This is a genomic window from Ideonella azotifigens (assembly GCF_021043325.1).
Classification (GTDB): domain Bacteria; phylum Pseudomonadota; class Gammaproteobacteria; order Burkholderiales; family Burkholderiaceae_C; genus Ideonella; species Ideonella azotifigens.
Genome location: NZ_JAJNKD010000011.1, coordinates 25,481 through 44,236, shown reverse-complemented (window position 1 = coordinate 44,236; position 18,756 = coordinate 25,481). Strand labels below are relative to the sequence as shown.

At 67.1% G+C, this 18,756-nt stretch carries 18 protein-coding genes; 11 read left to right on the top strand and 7 right to left on the bottom strand.

Annotation, left to right across the window (positions count from 1 at the left end):
* Positions 1 to 2 precede the first annotated feature (2 nt).
* The 3 genes from LRH25_RS21125 to ygfZ are packed head-to-tail and all read right to left on the bottom strand — an operon-like array spanning position 3 to position 2,144.
* Positions 3 to 848 carry an NRDE family protein gene (locus LRH25_RS21125; RefSeq protein WP_141291924.1) on the bottom strand — a complete coding sequence of 282 codons (846 nt, stop codon included), beginning with the start codon at positions 846 to 848 and terminating at the stop codon, positions 3 to 5.
* Positions 839 to 1,168, bottom strand: coding sequence for a DUF4936 family protein (locus tag LRH25_RS21120; protein WP_141291925.1), 330 nt, complete (start codon positions 1,166 to 1,168; stop codon positions 839 to 841). The genes LRH25_RS21125 and LRH25_RS21120 overlap by 10 nt, the downstream gene beginning before the upstream one ends.
* The gene (gene ygfZ / locus LRH25_RS21115) at positions 1,158 to 2,144 is read right to left on the bottom strand and encodes a CAF17-like 4Fe-4S cluster assembly/insertion protein YgfZ (RefSeq protein WP_231012160.1); all 987 of its coding nucleotides are present in this window, start codon (positions 2,142 to 2,144) and stop codon (positions 1,158 to 1,160) included. Before ygfZ ends, LRH25_RS21120 begins: the two co-directional genes overlap by 11 nt.
* 58 nt (positions 2,145 to 2,202) lie before the next feature.
* Here ygfZ and mltG point away from each other — a divergent pair, with 58 nt between their 5' ends.
* From mltG to LRH25_RS21080, 7 genes are all read left to right on the top strand, one after another.
* Positions 2,203 to 3,201 (top strand): endolytic transglycosylase MltG, encoded by a 999-nt coding sequence (mltG, locus tag LRH25_RS21110; RefSeq protein WP_141291371.1) that lies wholly within the window; start codon positions 2,203 to 2,205, stop codon positions 3,199 to 3,201.
* Positions 3,198 to 3,818: a dTMP kinase gene (gene tmk / locus LRH25_RS21105; protein WP_231012158.1), complete on the top strand. Its 621-nt coding sequence runs from the start codon at positions 3,198 to 3,200 to the stop codon at positions 3,816 to 3,818. Before mltG ends, tmk begins: the two co-directional genes overlap by 4 nt.
* Before the next feature lie 3 nt (positions 3,819 to 3,821).
* Positions 3,822 to 4,838, top strand: coding sequence for a DNA polymerase III delta subunit-related protein (locus LRH25_RS21100; RefSeq protein ID WP_231012156.1), 1,017 nt, complete (start codon positions 3,822 to 3,824; stop codon positions 4,836 to 4,838).
* A gap of 85 nt (positions 4,839 to 4,923) precedes the next feature.
* Entirely contained in the window at positions 4,924 to 5,352 is a 429-nt protein-coding gene (locus LRH25_RS21095; protein ID WP_141284439.1) for a PilZ domain-containing protein, read from the top strand.
* A 29-nt stretch (positions 5,353 to 5,381) separates the two neighbouring features.
* A complete protein-coding gene (locus tag LRH25_RS21090; protein ID WP_141284441.1) occupies positions 5,382 to 6,206 on the top strand; it encodes a TatD family hydrolase in 825 nt (274 codons plus the stop codon).
* Entirely contained in the window at positions 6,203 to 6,865 is a 663-nt protein-coding gene (locus tag LRH25_RS21085) for an ankyrin repeat domain-containing protein (protein ID WP_170200690.1), read from the top strand. Before LRH25_RS21090 ends, LRH25_RS21085 begins: the two co-directional genes overlap by 4 nt.
* Positions 6,866 to 7,048: 183 nt before the next feature.
* Complete coding sequence (locus tag LRH25_RS21080; RefSeq protein WP_141284445.1) at positions 7,049 to 7,273, top strand: hypothetical protein; 225 nt, start codon at positions 7,049 to 7,051, stop codon at positions 7,271 to 7,273.
* A 505-nt stretch (positions 7,274 to 7,778) separates the two neighbouring features.
* On the opposite strand, the gene LRH25_RS21075 is transcribed toward LRH25_RS21080, so the two are convergent.
* Both LRH25_RS21075 and LRH25_RS21070 read right to left on the bottom strand, forming a co-directional pair.
* The gene (locus LRH25_RS21075; RefSeq protein ID WP_141284447.1) at positions 7,779 to 8,546 is read right to left on the bottom strand and encodes an arylamine N-acetyltransferase family protein; all 768 of its coding nucleotides are present in this window, start codon (positions 8,544 to 8,546) and stop codon (positions 7,779 to 7,781) included.
* Positions 8,547 to 8,688: 142 nt separating this feature from the next.
* The gene (locus tag LRH25_RS21070) at positions 8,689 to 9,438 is read right to left on the bottom strand and encodes an SDR family oxidoreductase (protein WP_141284449.1); all 750 of its coding nucleotides are present in this window, start codon (positions 9,436 to 9,438) and stop codon (positions 8,689 to 8,691) included.
* A gap of 110 nt (positions 9,439 to 9,548) precedes the next feature.
* On the opposite strand from LRH25_RS21070, the gene LRH25_RS21065 reads away from it, so the two are divergent.
* The 4 genes from LRH25_RS21065 (at position 9,549) to LRH25_RS21050 (ending at position 13,076) form a co-directional block, all read left to right on the top strand.
* A complete protein-coding gene (locus LRH25_RS21065) occupies positions 9,549 to 10,469 on the top strand; it encodes a LysR family transcriptional regulator (RefSeq protein ID WP_141284451.1) in 921 nt (306 codons plus the stop codon).
* Between the two features lie 62 nt (positions 10,470 to 10,531).
* Entirely contained in the window at positions 10,532 to 11,500 is a 969-nt protein-coding gene (locus tag LRH25_RS21060) for a DedA family protein/thiosulfate sulfurtransferase GlpE (RefSeq protein WP_141284453.1), read from the top strand.
* Positions 11,501 to 11,572: 72 nt separating this feature from the next.
* Positions 11,573 to 12,079 carry an LEA/WHy family protein gene (locus LRH25_RS21055; protein WP_231012154.1) on the top strand — a complete coding sequence of 169 codons (507 nt, stop codon included), beginning with the start codon at positions 11,573 to 11,575 and terminating at the stop codon, positions 12,077 to 12,079.
* A gap of 67 nt (positions 12,080 to 12,146) precedes the next feature.
* On the top strand, positions 12,147 to 13,076 hold the full coding sequence (locus tag LRH25_RS21050) for a pirin family protein (protein ID WP_141284455.1): 930 nt from the start codon (positions 12,147 to 12,149) through the stop codon (positions 13,074 to 13,076).
* Between the two features lie 48 nt (positions 13,077 to 13,124).
* Here the strand turns inward: LRH25_RS21050 and acnA are convergent, their stop codons facing one another.
* Together acnA and glgX are read right to left on the bottom strand one after the other, a co-directional pair.
* The gene (gene acnA, locus LRH25_RS21045; RefSeq protein ID WP_141284457.1) at positions 13,125 to 15,866 is read right to left on the bottom strand and encodes an aconitate hydratase AcnA; all 2,742 of its coding nucleotides are present in this window, start codon (positions 15,864 to 15,866) and stop codon (positions 13,125 to 13,127) included.
* Positions 15,867 to 16,327: 461 nt separating this feature from the next.
* Complete coding sequence (gene glgX / locus LRH25_RS21040) at positions 16,328 to 18,520, bottom strand: glycogen debranching protein GlgX (RefSeq protein WP_141284459.1); 2,193 nt, start codon at positions 18,518 to 18,520, stop codon at positions 16,328 to 16,330.
* Positions 18,521 to 18,756 lie beyond the last annotated feature (236 nt).

Here is an 18,756-nt window from a genome sequence, read left to right as displayed (position 1 = left end):
CGTCAGTGCTGTATCGGCACCAGCAGCGGCGCGAAGCTGCTCTGGACCGGCGGCCAGTCCAGCAACTGGCGCTGCACCGGCGGGCTGCTGGCCTGGCCGGGGCTGTGGGTCTGTTCAAAGACCTGGGTAATCAGCCGGGTGCCGACGCGTTCGGTGATCAGCACGGTGGAGCAGCGTGTGCCGTAGCGGCCATCGGCGCTGTGGATGAAGGCGGGCGAGAGCATGCGCTCGACCGTCAGCGGCACGCCGGTCTGCGGCAGCGAGGCGTCGGGCGCCTGCTTGTTGTCGGCCAGCGCGGCGAACAGCTGGGTGCGCAATTGTTCGACCGGGCCGGTTTGCGACAAGGCCTGCGTGAGCCGCGCCTTCAGCGCCTGGACCTTGGGCCAGGGCGTGTCCAGCGCGGCATTGCTCAGACCAAACACGCCACGGTCCAGCCGGCGAGGGTGGCTGTGTTCGTTGCTGGCCCAGAAGCATTCGCCGCGCTGGAAGTCCGCGGCAATCAGGTTGAAGGGCGCGTAGCCGGCCATCGCAACCGACGGCCAGAAGCGGTCAGCTCGCGCCGTGCTGCCCAGCCAGCGCAGCACGATCTCGCCACGAGAGGGTGCGCCGGGCTCGGTCAGCATGGGCCGGCGCACATTCGTCACCAGGCCGAAGCGGCCGGCGGCCGTCATGCCCAGCCAGGTGCCACCAGCCTTCAGGTCGCGGCCGGCCAGCACGGCCGGGCCGTCACCAGGCGGTGTCCACCAGTCCAACATGCTGGCCGGACGGTCCAGGTACTCGTCGCGATTGGCCGCGACCACCAGCGGAAAGCGCGGGTGCTGATCCAGCGCAATGGCGGCTAGGCACATGGCACGAAACGTTCGGTGTGGCGTGGGCCGGCCAGGTGCGGCGCCAGCACGCTGGCTGCCGCTTCGATGGCCTGCGGCAGGCCGGCAGCGTCCGCTGCCGAGACCTGGGGCAGCAGGCGGTACACCTCCATCAGCGTGACGCAGCCGTCGTTGGCTTCTGGCCGCCGCATGACTTCGGTCGACAGGCCGGGCCAGTCGCCGCGCAGGCGTTGCTGGAAGCCACGCACCAGCGCACTGGCCGTGGCCAGCTCGGGTTCCGGAACGCGGTAATAGATGAACCAGGCCGGTGGCGCGCCGGCAGCCGCCGGTTCAGCTTTCATCCTGCAGCAGCGGGTACGGCAGGGCTTGCGGTTGCAGCAGCGGGCCGTCCGCAGCGCCCAGGTGCAGCGCGCCTTCGGCCGTCAGCGCGGCCAGTTTGAGTTCGACGAACGCCAGGCTTTGCCCGCCCAGCGAGGCGCTGAGCGCCACCAGCCCGGCGGGCTGGCCGGGGTCGGCGTCATGGAAGACTTCCTGGCCCGGCTGCATTTCGGCGCTGCCGGCGAGCAGCGCGCCGCGGCGCTTCAGCGTGCCGCGGTACTGGCTGCGCGCCACGACTTCCTGGCCGGGGTAGCAGCCCTTCTTGAAGTTCACGCCGCCCACGATCTCGAAATTCACCATCTGCGGCACAAAGGCTTCGGCCGTGGCAGCGACGATGCGCACCACGCCGCTTTGCACTTCCAGCCAGCGCCAGGCATCAGCCGACGAGGGCGCCAGTCCGGTGGGTGCCGAAACCGCGGGCCCAGCCCAGAGGCAACGTGGCACGCCGTCTACGTCCGGCAGTCGCACAGCCTGGCCATCAGCCATCGCCGCAACGCCCCAGGCCTGGGGCGGCAATGCGTTGCCCAGCCAAGCGCTGGCTGCGTCGCCTGCCAGGCCCCACAGCGGCAACTCGGCCGAGGCATTGCTGAGCTGGCACTTGGCGCGCAGCACGAACATGGACAGCCGCTTGAGCGTAGGCGCCAGCAGGTCGGCACTGCAGGCCAGCAGCCATTCATCGGGCGCGGCGCGCCAGGCCACGAAGCTGGCCATCAGGCGGCCCTTGGCGGAGCAGTAACCAGCGAGGCGGGCCTGGTCGGCTCCGGCCAGCGCCAAGTCGTTGGTCAACTGCCCCTGCAGAAAACTCAGCGCGTCGGCTCCCCGGGCCCGGATCAGGCCCCAGTCGGCCAGTGGCAGCGCACCGCCCGTGCGAAGCGAGGCAGGCAGGGCCGCAGCGGCGGCGGGGCTTGTTTCAGAGGGGGGCGAAGCAGCAACAGTCATGCAGACGATTATCATGCGCGCCCATGCCAGAGCAAGCGCCAGGGTTTGCGCCTCACCCATGAAACTGATGAAGAAGTTGCTGGCGCTGCTGCTGTTGGCCGGCTTGGCCGCCGCCGGGGCCGCCTGGTGGTGGACCGAGCAGCCGCTGCCCTTGCGCGGCACGCGGGTCGAGCTGTCGATAGAGCCCGGCACCTCGCCGCGCGAAGTGGCCGAGCAATGGGTGCAGGCCGGTGTGGACGTGCCCGCCGAGTTGCTCTACCAATGGTTCCGCTGGTCCGGCCAGTCGCGCAAGATTCGCGCGGGCAGCTACGAGATCGAGGCTGGGGTCAGCCCGAAAGCGCTGCTGGACAAGATGGTGCGCGGCGAGCAGGTGCTTGAGCTGTTGCGCATCATCGATGGCTGGAACCTGCGCCAGGTGCGTGAGGCCGTGGCCAAGGCGCCCGGGCTGCGCAATACGCTGGCCAGCATGAGCGACGCGCAGGCCGCGGCCGCGCTGGGCTTGTCCGAGAACACGCCCGAAGGCTGGCTGTTCCCCGACTCGTATGCCTACAGCAAGGGCGTGAGCGACATCACGGTGCTCAAGCGCGCCCGCGCCGCGATGCAGCAGCGCCTGGCCCAGGCCTGGGAACAGCGGGCACCGGACTCGCCGTTGAAGTCCCCCGCTGAGCTGCTGGTGCTGGCGTCGGTGGTCGAAAAGGAAACCGGCCAGGCGGGCGACCGAGGGCTGGTCGCCGGTGTGTTCAACAACCGGCTGCGCATCGGCATGCCGTTGCAGTCCGACCCGACCGTGATCTACGGCCTGGGCGCCAGCTTCGACGGCAACCTGCGCAAGGCCGACCTGCTGGCCGACACGCCCTGGAACACCTACACCCGCCGTGGCCTGCCGCCCACGCCCATCGCCATGCCCGGCGCCCGTGCCTTGCTGACCGCCGCCAAGCCCGACAAGACCGACGCGCTGTACTTCGTTGCCCGAGGCGATGGCAGCAGCGTCTTCAGCGGCAGCCTGGCCGACCATAATCGGGCGGTGAACCAGTTTCAGCGAGGCGGCAGCCGGTGACTTCTTCAGGCGCGTTTTTCATCAGCTTCGAAGGCATTGACGGCGCCGGCAAGTCTTCCCACATCGAAGCCGTGCACGAGGCCTTGCAGCAACGTGGCCACCGCGTGCTGCTGACCCGCGAGCCCGGCGGCACCGAGCTGGCCGAGCAGTTGCGTGCGCTGTTCCTGCACCAGTCGATGGATGCGCTGACCGAGGCCTTGCTGGTCTTCGCCGCTCGGCGCGATCATTTGTGCCAGCGCATCCTGCCGGCGCTCTCGCGCGGCGAAACCGTGTTGTGCGACCGCTTCACCGATGCCACCTTCGCCTACCAGGGCGCCGGCCGCGGCTTTGACCTGGCGGTGTTGCGCCAGCTCGAAACCTGGGTGCAGGATGGCCGGCAACCGGACCTGACGCTGTGGTTCGACCTGCCGCCGGACGTGGCCGCCGCGCGCCGCGCCGCGGCCCGCGCGCCAGACCGGCTGGAACGCGAGGACCTGGCATTTTTTGAACGTGTGCGCGAAGGTTATGCGCAGCGTTTCGCCGAGCAGCCGGCCCGGTTCGCGCGCGTCGATTCGGCAGCGTCCATGGACGCGGTGCGTGCCCAGGTGCTGCAGGCCGTGGCAGACAAGGTAGGCTGACCCATGCGCACCGAAAAAGACCTGCCCTGGCTGGCCGAGCCGCTGCGCCAGCTGCGCGATGGCCAGCGCGGCCATGCGCTGATCCTGCAAGGCGGCATTGGCGCCGGCCTGCTGGAACTTGCGCTGCGGCTGGCCCAGGCCTGGCTGTGCGAACAGCCACCCGGGCCATGCGACCAGTGCGCCGGTTGTCACCTGGCCCTGGCCCACACCCACCCGGACCTGAAGGTGCTGATGCCTGAGGCCTGGCAGCAGCGCCTGGAATGGTCGGGAGAGGAAGAGGGCGCTGCGGCGGAAGATGGCAGCAAGAGCAAGAAGAAACCGAGCCGCGAGATCAAGGTCGAGGCAGTGCGCCAGGCCATCGACTGGAGCCACACCAGCAATGCCCGTGGCCAGGCCAAGGTGCTGGTGCTGTTCCCGGCAGATGCAATGAACGCAGTGGCCGCCAATGCCTTGCTGAAGACGTTGGAAGAACCGGCGCCCGGCACGAAGGTGTTGCTGGCGGTCGAAGACCCGGAGCATTTGCTGCCCACGCTGCGCAGCCGCTGCCAGCGCTCGCGGCTGGCGCCGCCCGATGAAGCCAGCGCGCTGGCCTGGCTGGGCCAGCAAGGCCTGGCACAGCCGCAGGCCTTGCTGCGCGCCGCCGGAGGCCAGCCGCTGGGCGCACTGGAGCTGGCCTCGCAAGGCTTGTCCGGCGACGCCTGGGCCGGCCTGCCGCGCCAACTGGCGCAAGGCGACTGGGCGATGCTGGCCAGCTGGCCGCTGCCGCAGGCGCTGCACACCTTGCAGTGCCTGTGCCATGACCTGATGGCGCGCAGCTGTGGCGGCGTGCCACGTTATTTCCCCACCGAAGCCCTGCCGGCGGTGGCCGATTGGGCGGCGCTGTCCGAATGGAGCCGCGAGCTGCAGCGCGTGCGTCGCCATGAAGACCATCCTTGGCAGGCCGGCTTGGTGCTGGAATCCCTGCTGGGCCAGTTGCAGCCCTTGCTGCGCAAACGCGCGAGCCGGGCCGGCGCTGCTTGAAGCTTCGTGATGCAAGCCCGACTGCATCCGCGCTTGACCCGGCATCCCGGCCCTGGCCCGTCTGAAACCTGCCTACACTAGCCCCATGAGCGACATTGACAGCCGCAGCCCGCAGACTCCCCCCGGATCTGCCTCGCTGCCCGCCGTGCCTGCCACCCCCAGCACCAGTGGAGGCGGGCGCCCAAGCGTCATCCAGCTGGTGTTCCGCGAAAAGGGCGCGCTGTATGCCGCCTATGTGCCGCTGTTTTCCGATGGCGGCCTGTTCGTGCCAACCACCCGCGACTACCAGCTCGGCGATGACATCTACCTGCTGCTTTCGCTGCCTGGCGACCCCCAGCGCTACCCGGTCGCCGGCAAGGTCGGCTGGATCACGCCGCCTAACACCTCCGGCGGCCGCACCCAGGGGGTGGGTGTGCGTTTCCCGAGTGATGAGAAGACGCGCATGCTGAAGGTGCGCATCGAGGAAATCCTCGGCACCTCGATCTCATCGTCCAAGCCGACCCAGACCATCTGACTTCCCGCCTCGTACCGTTTCCCATCCGGATGTTCGTCGACTCCCACTGCCACCTGATCTTTCCTGAGCTGCGCGAGCGCCTGCCGGAAATCCGCGCCGCGATGACGCAAGCCCAGGTCGGCGCGGCCTTGTGCATCAGCACCCGTGTCGAGGAGATCGAACAGGTCGTGGCGCTGGCCGAGACCGACCCGCAGTGGTGGGCCAGCGCGGGCGTGCACCCCGACACCGAAGGCGAGACCGAGCCCGACGAAGCCTTGCTGCTGCGCTGGGCCGCGCATCCCAAGGTCATCGCCATTGGCGAAACCGGGCTGGACTATTACCGCCTGAACGGCCGCAGCATTGCCGACATGGCCTGGCAGCGCGAGCGCTTCCGGGTGCACATCCGCGCGGGGCAGGCCACCGACCTGCCGCTGGTCATCCACACCCGCCAGGCCAGCGAGGACACGGTGGCGCTGCTGCGCGAAGCCGCCAGCGCGGGCCAGCCCGCGCCGCGCGGCGTGTTCCATTGCTTCACCGAAACCATGGACGTGGCCCGCGCCGCGCTGGACCTGGGTTTCCTGATCTCGTTCTCCGGCATCCTGACCTTTCGCAATGCCGAAGACCTGCGCGAGGTCGCACGCTATGTGCCGCTGGACCGCTGCCTGATCGAGACCGACAGCCCCTACCTGGCACCGGTGCCGTTCCGTGGCAAGACCAACACGCCTGCGCTGGTGCCGCATGTGGCGGCCGAGCTGGCCAGGCAGAAGCAATGCAGCGTCGAGCAGATCGCGGACGCGACCCGGGTCAACTTCGAGCGCCTTTTCGGCGTCTCGGTGGCGCCGGTGAACAAGGAAGGTCGAGGCACCACGGCATGAAGCGGCGCGAATTGTTGAAGCACGGTGGGCTTGCCGCGATGGCCGCCACCGGACTGATGGTCGGGCAGGGCGCCCAGGCCGACAGCTACAGCGACTTTTTCCTCTACATCGAGCTGGATCGACCGGAGGGCCTGCAAAAGCTGCTGCGCGCCGGTTTCGACGTCAATTCCCGCAACCCCAAGGGCCAGCACGGCTTGTACATGGCCTTCCGCAACGATTCGGAAAAGGCTGCCGAGCTGCTGCTGGGCTGGCCTGGTCTCGACCCTGAGGGCACCAATGCCCAGGGCGAAACCCTGCTGATGATGGCCGCGATGAAGGGCCAGATCGACGCGATGAAAAAACTGATCGCGCTGGGTGCTGCCGTGAACCGCAAAGGCTGGACGCCGCTGCACTACGCTGCTTCGGGCGGGCAACAGGCCGCCATCATCCTGCTGCTCAGCCATGGCGCCGAGCTGGAAGCCCGCGGGCCGAATGGCAACACGCCGCTGATGATGGCCGCGGGCTACGGCACGATAGACAGTGCCAGGCTGCTGCTGAGCCGTGGCGCCGACCCGAAACTGGTGGATGGGGGCGACCGCCACGCCAGCGACTACGCACGCAAGGCCGGCCACGAAGGCTTGGCCAAGGACCTCGAAGCGCTGGCGGCGAAGCCAGGCTGAGCCTGCGAAAACTGGCGGCGCTCGGGTCCTTTCCTCACCCCCGCCGCCCGGCGCCGCTGACACCCTTGTCAGATGAATACCGACAGAGGCTTTGTCGGCGCTCCGACTTATGTCCTGACAAGCGTCGCCCTACAGTGCGTTCCATGGGTTCCACACCGGAGCCCGCCTAGAGAGCCCACCACCATGCGCGACATCCAGAGCCTGAGCAACCCGTTCATGATGATGACCGACCCGGAAGTCATCCTCCAGGCCATCGAACGTTCAGACCGCCTGAACCGCCTGCAACGCCGCGTGTGCCGCCCGCTGGACCGTCCGCTGATCCCGAAGATTGGCGGCGTGGCCGACTTCGACGCAGAGATCGACCACGAACCCGACATGGAACTGAGCGACGAATTCCTGGCTGACTGACAGCCCACGGCTCGCAGCCCCGGCTGCAGCACGAAACGAACGGACGGACTGGTGGCGTCCGGCTGGCCTGAACCGCCGCACAGCGACAGGCTGCCACCGTTGGCAAGCAAGTGCTGCCAACGATCACCAATGGCGACTACAGCCATCCCCAAAGCAGGTAAGCCAGGCGCGTCAAGCGAATGGAACGTGCGGGGCGGTAGTTCTCGCGGTAGTGGGTTTGCATGGTGAATGCCTGATACTGTATGTTCATACAGTATCCGCATCGCTGCTCACCGAGTCAAGCAAGACTGTCCATCTCGAAGGTTGGAGGCCAGCCCGCCCGACCAGCCGCACCAGCACCTTCGGCAACTTGCGGCCAGACCGGCAGCCTTGCCGCGAGGCAACGGCCATGAATACGCGACAATGTATATTATGTCAAATAAAGCAGAACCTTCGATTCATTGGATGTCGCGTGGCTCATGGGGAAAGTTTCCACCCACCGAAGGCATCTGACCTTGCGACCTGCTCAGCGCACCACGCCAAAGTACTGAATCAACGCGCGCGCCTGATCGACCTCTGTGGCCAGGCGCTGGGTGCGGCGCCGTGAGCCTTCGGTGGTGATCAGGATGTGGTCGCTCAGGCTGATGCGCCCACCAGGAATGGCCTTGGAGCAGATGATCTTGCGGCTGAAGTGCGACGCGGGCGAGCTCTGGTGGAAGCGGCACATGGCTTCGAAGGCCGCCAGTGGCTGCGGCTGCAAAGACAGCAGGAACACCGGCCTGGGCTTGGGCGCCGCGACTTCGCTCGAATCGGTGGCGCGCATCAGCAGCAGGTTTTCGCCCTCCGGCTGTAGGTGGTAGACGTCCTTGCCCTGCCGGTGCGTGTCGGTGCTGCCAATGCGCAGCGGCTGCATGTACGAGTCGCCAAAGCCGACATCAACCAGGTAGCGCGAACCGTCCAGCGTCACCTGCAATGCCATGTGGTCGAAAGCCGGCCCGGGCTTGCCGTCTGCGCCATGCACCTGGGCAGACAGGAACACCACCTCGAAGCCCAGTGCCTGCAGCAGCCAGCCGAACAAGCCGTTCAGCTCGTAGCAGATGCCGCCGCGCCGGCGCTCGACAATCTTGTCGTACTGGCCTTCCGGGTCCAGGTGCAGCGGCGGGCCGCCGTGGATGTCCAGGTTCTCGAAAGGCACTGCCAACAGATGGGCGAGTTGCAGGCCGGCCAGCGTTTCCAGGTTCAGCTCAAGCGGACCGGTGTAGCCGAACCGCGCCAAGTACTTCTCTTTGTTCATTCACCCTGTTTCCTTGAGCAGGCCGGCAAGCGCCAGCCTCGGAAAAAATCATAAGGCGCGGCCTGCCGCGCCAGGGTGAATGCCTGCCGGTTTGCAGACTGGCCGCAACAGTCGTTCTAGGGTGTTGAAAACCGTAGAGCGCTCAAAGCTGGCTCATGCCGCCGTCCACGATGATTTCGGTGCCGACGATGAAGGCCGATTCCTTGGCCGCCAGGTGCAGCACGGTCGAGGCAATCTCGGCTGGCAGGCCGAAGCGGCCCAACGGCACCTGGCTCTGGATTTGCGCGGCGACGGTGTCCAGCGTGGTGGCGTCCATGCCCAGCTTGCCGTACAGCGGCGTGCTCACCGGGCCGGGGCTGACCACATTGACCCGCACGCCACGCGGCAGCAGTTCGGCCGACAGCGTCTTGGCCAGCGAGATCAGCGCGGCCTTGCTGGCGGCATAGATCGATGAGTTCGGCATGCCGATGTGGGCGTTGATCGAACCGTTCAGCACGATGGACGCGCCCGGGTTCAGCAGCGGCACCAGCGCCTGGATCTGGAAGAAGGCGCCCTTCACGTTGGCGTTGAAGATGCGATCCCACAGGCCTTCGTCAGCGTCCGCCAGGCTGGCGAACTGGGCGGTGCCAGCGTTGATGAAGATGGCGTCCAATCGAACATGTTGTTCGGCCAAGGTGCGAGCCAGCGCCTTCGCGTCCGCCAGGTTGGCAGCATCGCTGCGCAGGCCTTGAGCGGTAGCGCCGAGTTGCGCAAGGGCCTGGTCGATCAGCGCCTGGTCGCGGCCGGTGACGATGACGCGGGCACCTTCGTTGGCAAATGCCTGGGCGGTGGCGAAGCCGATGCCGCTGGTGCCGCCGGTGACGAGGACGGTGCTGTTGGTGAAACGGGTCATGGTGAAGCTCCTGTTTGGGTTGCTCGGCGGGATGCCGTGCCGTCATGGTCTGTTTTTCAGGGGCCGCTGCCGTACCATCGCTTCGACGCAAACGTTCGAAGGAGTTGCACATGTTGTCGGAGGACGAACTGGCGCTGCTGGAAGCCATCAAGGCCACCGGCAGCCTGACGCGCGCCGCCGCCAAGCTGGGCAAGGCGCCGTCGACCGTCTCGCACGCGGCGCGGCAGCTGGAAAACCGCTTCGACGCGCTGCTGTTCGACCGGCGCCGCTACCGGCTGCAGCTCACGCCTGCCGGCCAGTTGCTGGTGCAGGAGGCCGGGCGCATCCGAGAAGACGTTTCCAGGCTGACACGTCGCGTCAAGCAGGTGGCCGGCGGCTGGGAAGACCGGCTTTGGATCGTCACCGACGAGTTGCTGGAATTCGAAACGCTGCTGCCGGTGATCCGCGATTTCGACGCGCTGGCTTCGGGCGTGTCGTTGCGCATCACGCACGAGGTGCTGGGCGGCACCTGGGAGGCGCTGCGCGAGGGCCGGGCCGACCTGGTGATTGGCGCGACCAATGAGCCACCGGTCATTGCCGGGCTGCAGTGGGCGGAGCTGGGCAGCATGGCCTGGGTGTTCGCAGTCTCGCCGCGCCATGCGCTGGCTCAGGCAGCAGAGCCGCTGGACCCGGCGGAGGTGACGGCACACCGCTCGGTCGTCGTCGGCGACAGCTCGCGCCAGTCGGTCGGCCGCAGCTATGGCGTGCTGGGCGGCCAGCCAACGCTGGCGGTACCGTCGATGCGGGCCAAGATCCGCGCGCAGTGCGAAGGCCTGGGCGTGGGCTGGCTGCCTCGGCAACGCGTGGCTTCCTTGCTGGCGCGGGGCTTGCTGGTCGAGAAACAGGTGGCGCAGCCGCGTGACCCGAACCTGCTGTACCTTGGCTGGCGCGGCGAGGCGCAGGGCCGGGCCCTGAACTGGTGGCTGGAAAAGCTGCGCGAACCGCGGCTGGCGCAGCGCCTGGTCGATGGCCTTGATGCCGCTGCGGCTTGAGGCTTGCTGTTCCAATCAAGGCTGTCGCTTCCCTTCCCCGCTGTTCCTGTGTGAGTCCCCCCGTGAAAGACCTGATCGCCCTGCTGTTGCAACACGGCGTATTGCTGGTGTTCCTGGTCACGCTGGCCGCGCGTGCCGGTGCGCCTTTTCCGGCGGCGCCGCTGCTGGTGGTGGCGGGCGGCCTATCGGCGGGCGGGCTCCTCTCCAGCAGCGGCACGGTGATGGCCTCGCTGCTGGCCAACTTGGCGGGCGATGCGGTGTGGTTCTGGGGCGGCCAGCGTTTTGGCCACCGCGTGATGCGGCTGCTGTGCCGCATCTCGCTGTCGCCTGACTCCTGCGTGCGCCAGAGCGAATCGCTGATCACGCGTTGGGGCGGCGCTTCGCTGGTGGCCGCCAAATTCGTGCCGGGCATCTCGGTGGTGGCAGCACCCATGGCTGGCGCGCTGCACATGTCCTGGCGCCGCTTCCTGGCTTACGACGCGCTGGCCGGGCTGTTGTGGACGGGGCTGTTCTTCGGCATTGGTCGGGTCTTCAGCAGCCAGATCGAGCAGATCCTCGGTGTGCTGGCCAACACCGGCATGTACGCGCTGGGTTTGCTGGCGGTGCTGCTGGCCGCCGCGGTGGCGCTGCGCTACTGGCGCCGCCGCCGCTTCCTGTTGAACCTGGACATGCCGCGCATCAGCGTCGAAGAGTTGCTGGAACTGATGGCGCAGGAGCAGCCACCGCTGATCGTGGACGTGCGCTCGGCCGGCAGCCAGGCGGCAGACCGCCGACGCATCCCGGGTGCCATGCGCATTGCGCTGCCGGACCTGGCCGAACACGCACCACGCCTGCCGCGCGACCGCGACATCGTGCTGTATTGCAACTGCCCGAACGACGTGTCCGCCGCGCTCGGCGCACGCACGCTGAGCAGCCATGGCCACACCCGCGCCCGGCCGCTGATCGGCGGCATCAACGCCTGGGAAGCCGCCGGTGCAGACCTGGCCGCACATGACGATGGGGATCAGGCCATGGTGATGGCACCGTCCTGAAGACACCAGGCCCAGGTGAACGCCGACGAGCCCGCGCGCGTTAGCATCGTTTGTTCCGCACCAAGGTCCGCCATGCAGTCGATGCTTCCCCTCTCGTCGCCCTCCTCCCGCCGCAGTCTCCTCGCCGGTTTCGCCGCCTCGGCACTGGCCGCGGCAACACTGCTGAGCGGCTGCGCCGGCATGGGCAAGCTGGAGAAGATCAAGGTGACGGTGGCCAGCGTAGAGAGCCTGGGTGTGCATGGGCTGGAAGCGCGCTTCGTGGTGAAGCTGCGGGTGCAGAACCCGAACGACATCTCGCTGGACTACGACGGCCTGGCCGTGGACATGGAACTGAACGGCAAGCCGCTGGCCAGTGGCGTGAGCAACGACAAGGGCACGCTGCCGCGCTTTGGTGAAACCGTCGTCACGCTGCCGCTCACAGTCTCCACCGTGGCGCTGCTGCGCCAGGCCAGCGAACTCGTCCGCGACAAGGGCGGCCAGAAGGAAGTGCCGTACCTGATCAAGGGCAAGATCGGCGGTGGTCTGTTCGGCACGGTGGAGTTCCACCAGGCGGGCGTGCTGGCCATTCCGCGGCTGTAGGCCCGCAAAGCCGTCCTGACCCTTCCGGGAGATGGTGTTTCGGGCGGCGGCGCAGCAAAATCGGGCGATGCAAAGCCCTGCCACGCCCCACGAAGCGCCCCACTCCTCGCCCCTGCTGCTCACGGGTCACACCAAGGACCTGGGTGGCGGTTTCACCGTCAGCCGCCTGCTGCCTTCGGCCAAGCGCCAAGCCGTCGGCCCGTTCCTGTTCTTTGACCACTTCGGTCCGGTGCAGGTGGTGCCCGAGAGCCGGCATGACGTGGGGCCGCATCCGCACATCGGCCTGGCCACAGTGACCTACCTGTTCGAGGGGGCGATGATGCACCGCGACAGCATTGGCTCGGTGCAACGCATCGAGCCGGGTGCGATCAACTGGATGAGCGCCGGCCGCGGCATCGTGCATTCCGAGCGCCGCCCGGAAGACCTGGCGCAGGCGACCTACATGAACCACGGCCTGCAGTTGTGGGCCGCGCTGCCGGCGGCGCACGAAGAAAGCGAGCCAGCGTTTTCGCACACAGCCGCTTCGGAACTGCCCGAGCACACGCTGCCCGGCGGCCACAAGCTGCGGGTGTTGATCGGCAAGGCGCTGGGCTTTGAATCGCCGGTGCAGACCTTGAGCGAAACGCTTTACCTGGACCTGCAACTGGCGCCCGGCGTCGAATTCACACTGCCAGCGCTCGCGGAGGAACGTGCGGTCTACCCGGTTTCCGAGCCGCTGTTGCTGGATGGCCAAACGGTCGAACCGCGCACGTTGGCCGTGTTGCCCGCCGGCCAGCCGGTGAAGCTGGCCGGCACGACCGGCCAGGCGCAGCGCGTCATGGTGATCGGCGGCGCGCCGCTGGACGGCCACCGGCTGATCTGGTGGAACTTCGTGTCCACGCAGCGCGAACGCATTGTCACGGCTGGCGAGGTCTGGGCGGCGGGCGGCATCGGCCACGTGCCGGGCGATGACGAAGGCCGGCTCGTGTTGCCAACGAACCGGCCGCTGCCAGCCTGAATGTGATGCAGGGACGACCGACGCCGATGAGGCGCCGGTCGTCCGGCTTCAGGCCTTGATCAACTGCCGCAGCACATACGGCAGGATGCCGCCGTGGCGGTAGTAGTCGACCTCGATGGGCGTGTCGATGCGCAGCGTCAGCAACAGGTCCTCGATGCTGCCGTCGGCCTTGGTGATGCGCAGGATCACGTCGCGCTGCGGCGAGAGTTCGCCGTCGATCACGATGGCTATGGTCTCGTCGCCGACCAGGCCCAGGTTGCCCCAGCTGTCGGTGCCTTTGAACTGCAGCGGCAGCACGCCCATGCCGACCAGGTTGGAGCGGTGGATGCGCTCGAAGCTTCGCGCGATCACGGCCTTGATGCCCAGCAACTGCGTGCCCTTGGCGGCCCAGTCGCGGCTGGAGCCGGTGCCGTATTCCTCGCCAGCGAAGATCACGGTGGGCACCTTCGCGGCGATGTACTGCATCGCGGCGTCGTAGATGAAGACCTTCGAGCCTTGTGCTGCGCCTGGCAGCTGCAGCAGCGTCCAGCCGCCCTCTTCGCGGCTGCCGTCCGGCTTGGCCGGGATCATCAGGTTCTTGATGCGCACGTTGGCGAAGGTGCCGCGCATCATCACTTCATGGTGGCCGCGGCGCGAGCCGTAGCTGTTGAAGTCCACTGGCTGGATGCCGCGGCCCTGCAGGTACTGGCCTGCGGGTGACGAAGGCTTGATCGAGCCGGCCGGCGAGATGTGGTCGGTGGTGATCGAGTCGCCGAACAAGGCCATGATCTTCGCGCCTTGCACGCCGGCCGCGGTGAACGCCGGCTTGGGCTCGAAATGCTCGAAGAACGGCGGCTGGGCGATGTAGCTGCTCTCGGGCCACTGGTAGACCTGGCCCGAGACGCCCTGGATGCGCTCCCAAAGCTTGCCCGGCTTGTCGGCGATCTGCGCATAGTTGTCGCGGAAGGCCGAAGGGTCCATCGCGTAATTCATCAGCGCCTGCACTTCGCTGCTGCTGGGCCACACGTCGCCCAGGTATACCGGCCTGCCCTTCTTGCCCATGCCCAGCGGCTGGGTCATCAGGTCCACCGTGACGTTGCCGGCAATCGCGTAGGCGACGACCAGCGGCGGCGAGGCCAGGAAGTTGGCCTTGATGTTGGGGTGGATGCGGGCTTCGAAGTTGCGGTTGCCCGAGAGCACGGCCGCGCACACCAGCTCGTTGGTCATGATGACCTCGTTGAGCTGCGGCGTGAGGTCGCCGGCGTTGCCGATGCAGGTGGTGCAGCCGTAGGCAGCCAGGTTGAAGCCCAGCTTTTCCAGGTAGGGCAGCAGGCCGGCGCGGGTGAGGTATTCGGTGACGATGCGCGAGCCGGGTGCCAGCGAGGTCTTGATGTGCGGCGCCACCTTCAACCCGGCCTCCACCGCCTTCTTGGCCAGCAGGCCTGCCGCCAGCATCACGCTGGGGTTGGAGGTGTTGGTGCAGGAGGTGATGGCGGCGATCAGCACGTCGCCGTTGTGGATCTGCAGCTGTTCGTCCGAAGTGGTGAAGGCCTTGGCCAGCTTCTCCGCCGGCTGGTTGAAACCCACCGCAGGGTTCGGGTCGCTGAACAGCTCGGTGAACTTGCTCGAGAGGTTCGTGATCTCGATGCGGTCCTGCGGCCGCTTCGGACCGGCCAGCGATGGCACGACACTGCCGAGGTCGAGCTTCACAACGGCTGAGTAGTCGATGTCGCCTGCGCGCGAAACGCCGAACAGCTCCTGCGCCTTGAAGTAGGCCTCCAATGCCTCGATCTCGCTCTTCTTGCGGCCGGTGCCGCGGAAGTAGTCCAGCGTGCGCTCGTCGACCGGGAAGAAGCCCATGGTGGCGCCGTATTCGGGCGCCATGTTGCCGATGGTGGCGCGGTCCGGCACGCTGAGGCTGGCCGTGCCTTCGCCGAAGAACTCGACGAACTTCCCCACCACCTTCTGCTTGCGCAGGATTTCGGTGATGGTCAGCACCAGGTCGGTGGCCGTCACGCCTTCGCGCAGTTCGCCGCTGAGCTCGAAGCCGACCACGTCGGGCGTCAGGAAATACACCGGCTGGCCCAGCATGCCGGCCTCGGCCTCGATGCCACCCACGCCCCAGCCGACCACGCCGATGCCGTTGATCATCGTGGTGTGGCTGTCGGTACCGACCAGGGTGTCGGGGTAGTAGACCTGCGCGCCCTTCTTGCCGGTCTTGTGCACGCCACGCGCCAGGTACTCCAGGTTCACCTGGTGCACGATGCCGAAGCCAGGCGGCACGACGCCGAAGGTGTCGAAGGCCTGCATGCCCCACTTCATGAACTCGTAGCGTTCGCGGTTGCGCTGGAACTCCAGCTGCATGTTCAGGTCCAGCGATTTCTTGCTACCGAAGTAGTCGATCATCACCGAGTGATCGACCACCAGGTCCACCGGCACCAGCGGCTCGATCAGCTTCGGGTCGCGGCCGAGCTTGGCCGCGGCGTTGCGCATCGCGCCCAGGTCGGCCAGCAACGGCACGCCGGTGAAGTCCTGCAGCACCACGCGGGCGACGACAAACGGGATCTCTTCGTTGCGCGGCGCATGCGGCTGCCAGGTGGCCAACTGCTTCACATGCTCAGGGGCGACACGCTTGTTGTCGCAGTGGCGCAGCACCGCTTCGAGCACGATGCGCAGCGACACCGGCAGGCGCTTCACGCCGGGAAACTTTTCGGTCAGTTTCGGCAGCGAATAGAACAGGCCTTTGCGGCCCGATGCGGTTTCAAACTCGTCCAGGGTCTCGGCAAACGGGTGCGCGGTCTCTACAGGCATGGGCTCTCTCCGGGCTGCGGACAGCGGCAGCCATCCGTTCAACGGCCTAGCTTACCGAGAAACTCGGCCTTGCGTCATGCCCGGCCTGGTACCACCCCGAAAGAGACAGGCCGGGCTGTGCCCATTGGCCTGTGACGCATGTGGCGCCACAAAAGCAAAGGGCCACCCAAAGGTGACCCCAGACTTCCGTTCACACCAACTTCGGTGGTGCAACGGGTACTTCGACGCCGGTAACGGGTTCCGGTCTCTGCCCAGTGCTGCAGTCGGTTTGTCGTCTCAGTGGTGCCTATTGTGCGGCGAAGTCGATGACCGGATCGTGACATGAAGCAAGGAAACACAAACCAGTTCCTGCTCATGCCGGCCGACAGGCTGCCGACAAGGTTCTGGAGCGGTGATTGCCGAACCGCAGGAGACTGCCTCTGCGAGCTTGTTGGGGAGGTAGGCCGGCGTGCCGAGGTGGGTCAGGCGTTGAGGGCCTGCGCCCGCTCCTGGTGGCGAAGCAGCACCATGGTGCGGCCCTGCAGCGGGTAGCTGCCGCCGCCGTTGCGCGGCACCGCATCGGCGGGCAATCCATCTGCTTCGAAGGTGTCGATCAGCACCTCCCAGCCGGGCGGGTCGCATGGCGGCAGCTGAAAGTCGATGCGTTCGTGGTGGGCGTTGAACAGCAGCACCAGGTCGTCGTCGTTGATGGGCCGGCCCTTTTCGTCGGATTCTGCCAACCCGCGGCCGGAGAGGCGCACGCCCAGGCAACGTGCATGCGATTCGGCCCATTGTGCGTGGGTCATTTCCAGCCCGTCCGGCCGCAGCCACTGCATGTCCTTGGCCCCGTCTTCCTCCAGCTCGATGCCGCGGAAGAAAGTGCGTCGGCGAAACAACGGATGCGCGCTGCGCAATGCCGCCAGACGTTGGGTGAAGGCCAGCAGGGCCTCTCCTGGGCCGTCCAGTTCCCAGTCCAGCCAGGAGACTTCGTTGTCCTGGCAGTAGGCGTTGTTGTTGCCATGCTGGGTGCGGCCCATTTCGTCGCCTGCGCACAGCATGGGCACGCCTTGCGAAAAGAACAGCGTGGCCAGCAGGTTGCGCTTCTGCTGCTCGCGCAGCTGCAGCACGGCAGGGTCGTCGGTCGGGCCCTCGGCGCCGCAGTTCCAGCTGTGGTTGTTGGAGTCGCCGTCGCGGTTGTCCTCGCCGTTGGCCTCGTTGTGCTTGTCGTTGTAGCTGACCAGGTCGTGCAGTGTGAAGCCGTCGTGTGCGGTCACGAAGTTGACGCTGGCGCTGGGGCCACGGCCGCCGGCGGCATACAGGTCGCTGGAGCCGCTGAGCCGGTAGGCCAGCTCACCAATCACACCGCCCTCGCCTTTCCAGTATGCGCGGATCACGTCGCGGTACTTGCCGTTCCATTCGGTCCAGCCAGTGGGGAAACCGCCGACCTGGTAGCCCCCGTCGCCCACGTCCCAGGGCTCGGCAATGAGCTTCACGCCAGAGATCACCGGGTCCTGGCGGATGACGGCGAAGAAGCTGCTGCGGGTGTCGAAGCCATGCGGTTCACGACCCAGCGCGCTGGCCAGGTCGAAGCGGAAGCCGTCCACGTGCATCTCGGTGATCCAGTAGCGCAGGCTGTCCATGATGAGGCGCAGCGCGGCGGTGCTGCCACTGTCCAGCGTATTGCCGCAGCCGGTGGTGTCCATGTAGTGCCGCTCGTCGCCCTGCATCAGCCGGTAGTAGCTGGCGTTGTCGATGCCCTTGAAGCTGAACATCGGGCCCTGGTGGTTGCCTTCGGCGGTGTGGTTGAAGACCACGTCCAGGATGACCTCGATGCCTGCATCGTGCAGCGTGCGCACCATCGACTTGAACTCGCCGATTTCGCCGCTGGCGCTGTAGCGCGAGTCTGGCGCGAAGAAGCCGATCGAGTTGTAGCCCCAGTAGTTGCGCAAGCCCCGCTCGACCAGGTGCCTGTCGTCGACGAAGGTGTGCACCGGCATCAGCTCCAAACTGGTCACGCCCAGGGCCTTCAGGTGTTCGACCACCGCCGGGCAGGCCAGTCCGGCGTAGGTGCCGCGCAGCTGTTCCGGCACGCCAGGATGGCGCATGGTCAGGCCCTTCACATGGGCCTCGTAGATCACCGTGTCGCTCCACGGCACGCGTGGCGGTTTGTCATGGCCCCAGGTGAAGGCATCGTCGATGACCATGCTCTTGGGCATGCCGCCGGCGCTGTCGCGGGTGTCCATGGCCATGTCTTCGCGGCGGCTGCCCAGGCGGTAGCCGAATTGCGCGTCCGACCAGGCGAGTTCGCCGGCAATGCGCTTGGCATACGGGTCCAGCAGCAGCTTGTTCGGGTTGAAGCGGTGGCCCTTGGCGGGCGCATATGGGCCGTGCACGCGGTAGCCGTAAAGCAGGCCGGGGCGCGCTGCCGGCAGGTAGCCATGCCAGACATGGTCGGTGCGTTCGGTGAGTTCCACCCTGCCAATCTCGCGCCGGCCCTTGGGGTCGAACAGGCACAACTCGACCCGCGAGGCATGCTGCGAGTAGAGCGCGAAATTGACACCCGCGCCGTCCCAGCTTGCGCCCAGGGGCGATGGCCGGCCGCGCCAGACGGCCAGCGAGCCGCCCAGCAAACGTGGAGCCGCGCGCTGTTGCGCGCTGCGTGTTTCGAGACCCATGAACGCTCCTCCCTTTGAGCTGTGTCCGCAAATGCTGTGATGCAGCAAACACGCTAAGGGTGGCGGCGATCAATGGCCGCGGGGCAAACGCGCAAAGTGCTGTCGGTCTTCGCCTACTTGCAGCACGCCAGGGTGTGGCTACGCTACTGGCTGCCGCCATGCGCAGAGAGCGGCCCAAGCAGTCGGGGCCGGCGTTTTCCGGCATGCCGATTGCCGTTTCTGCAATGCTTTGAAAC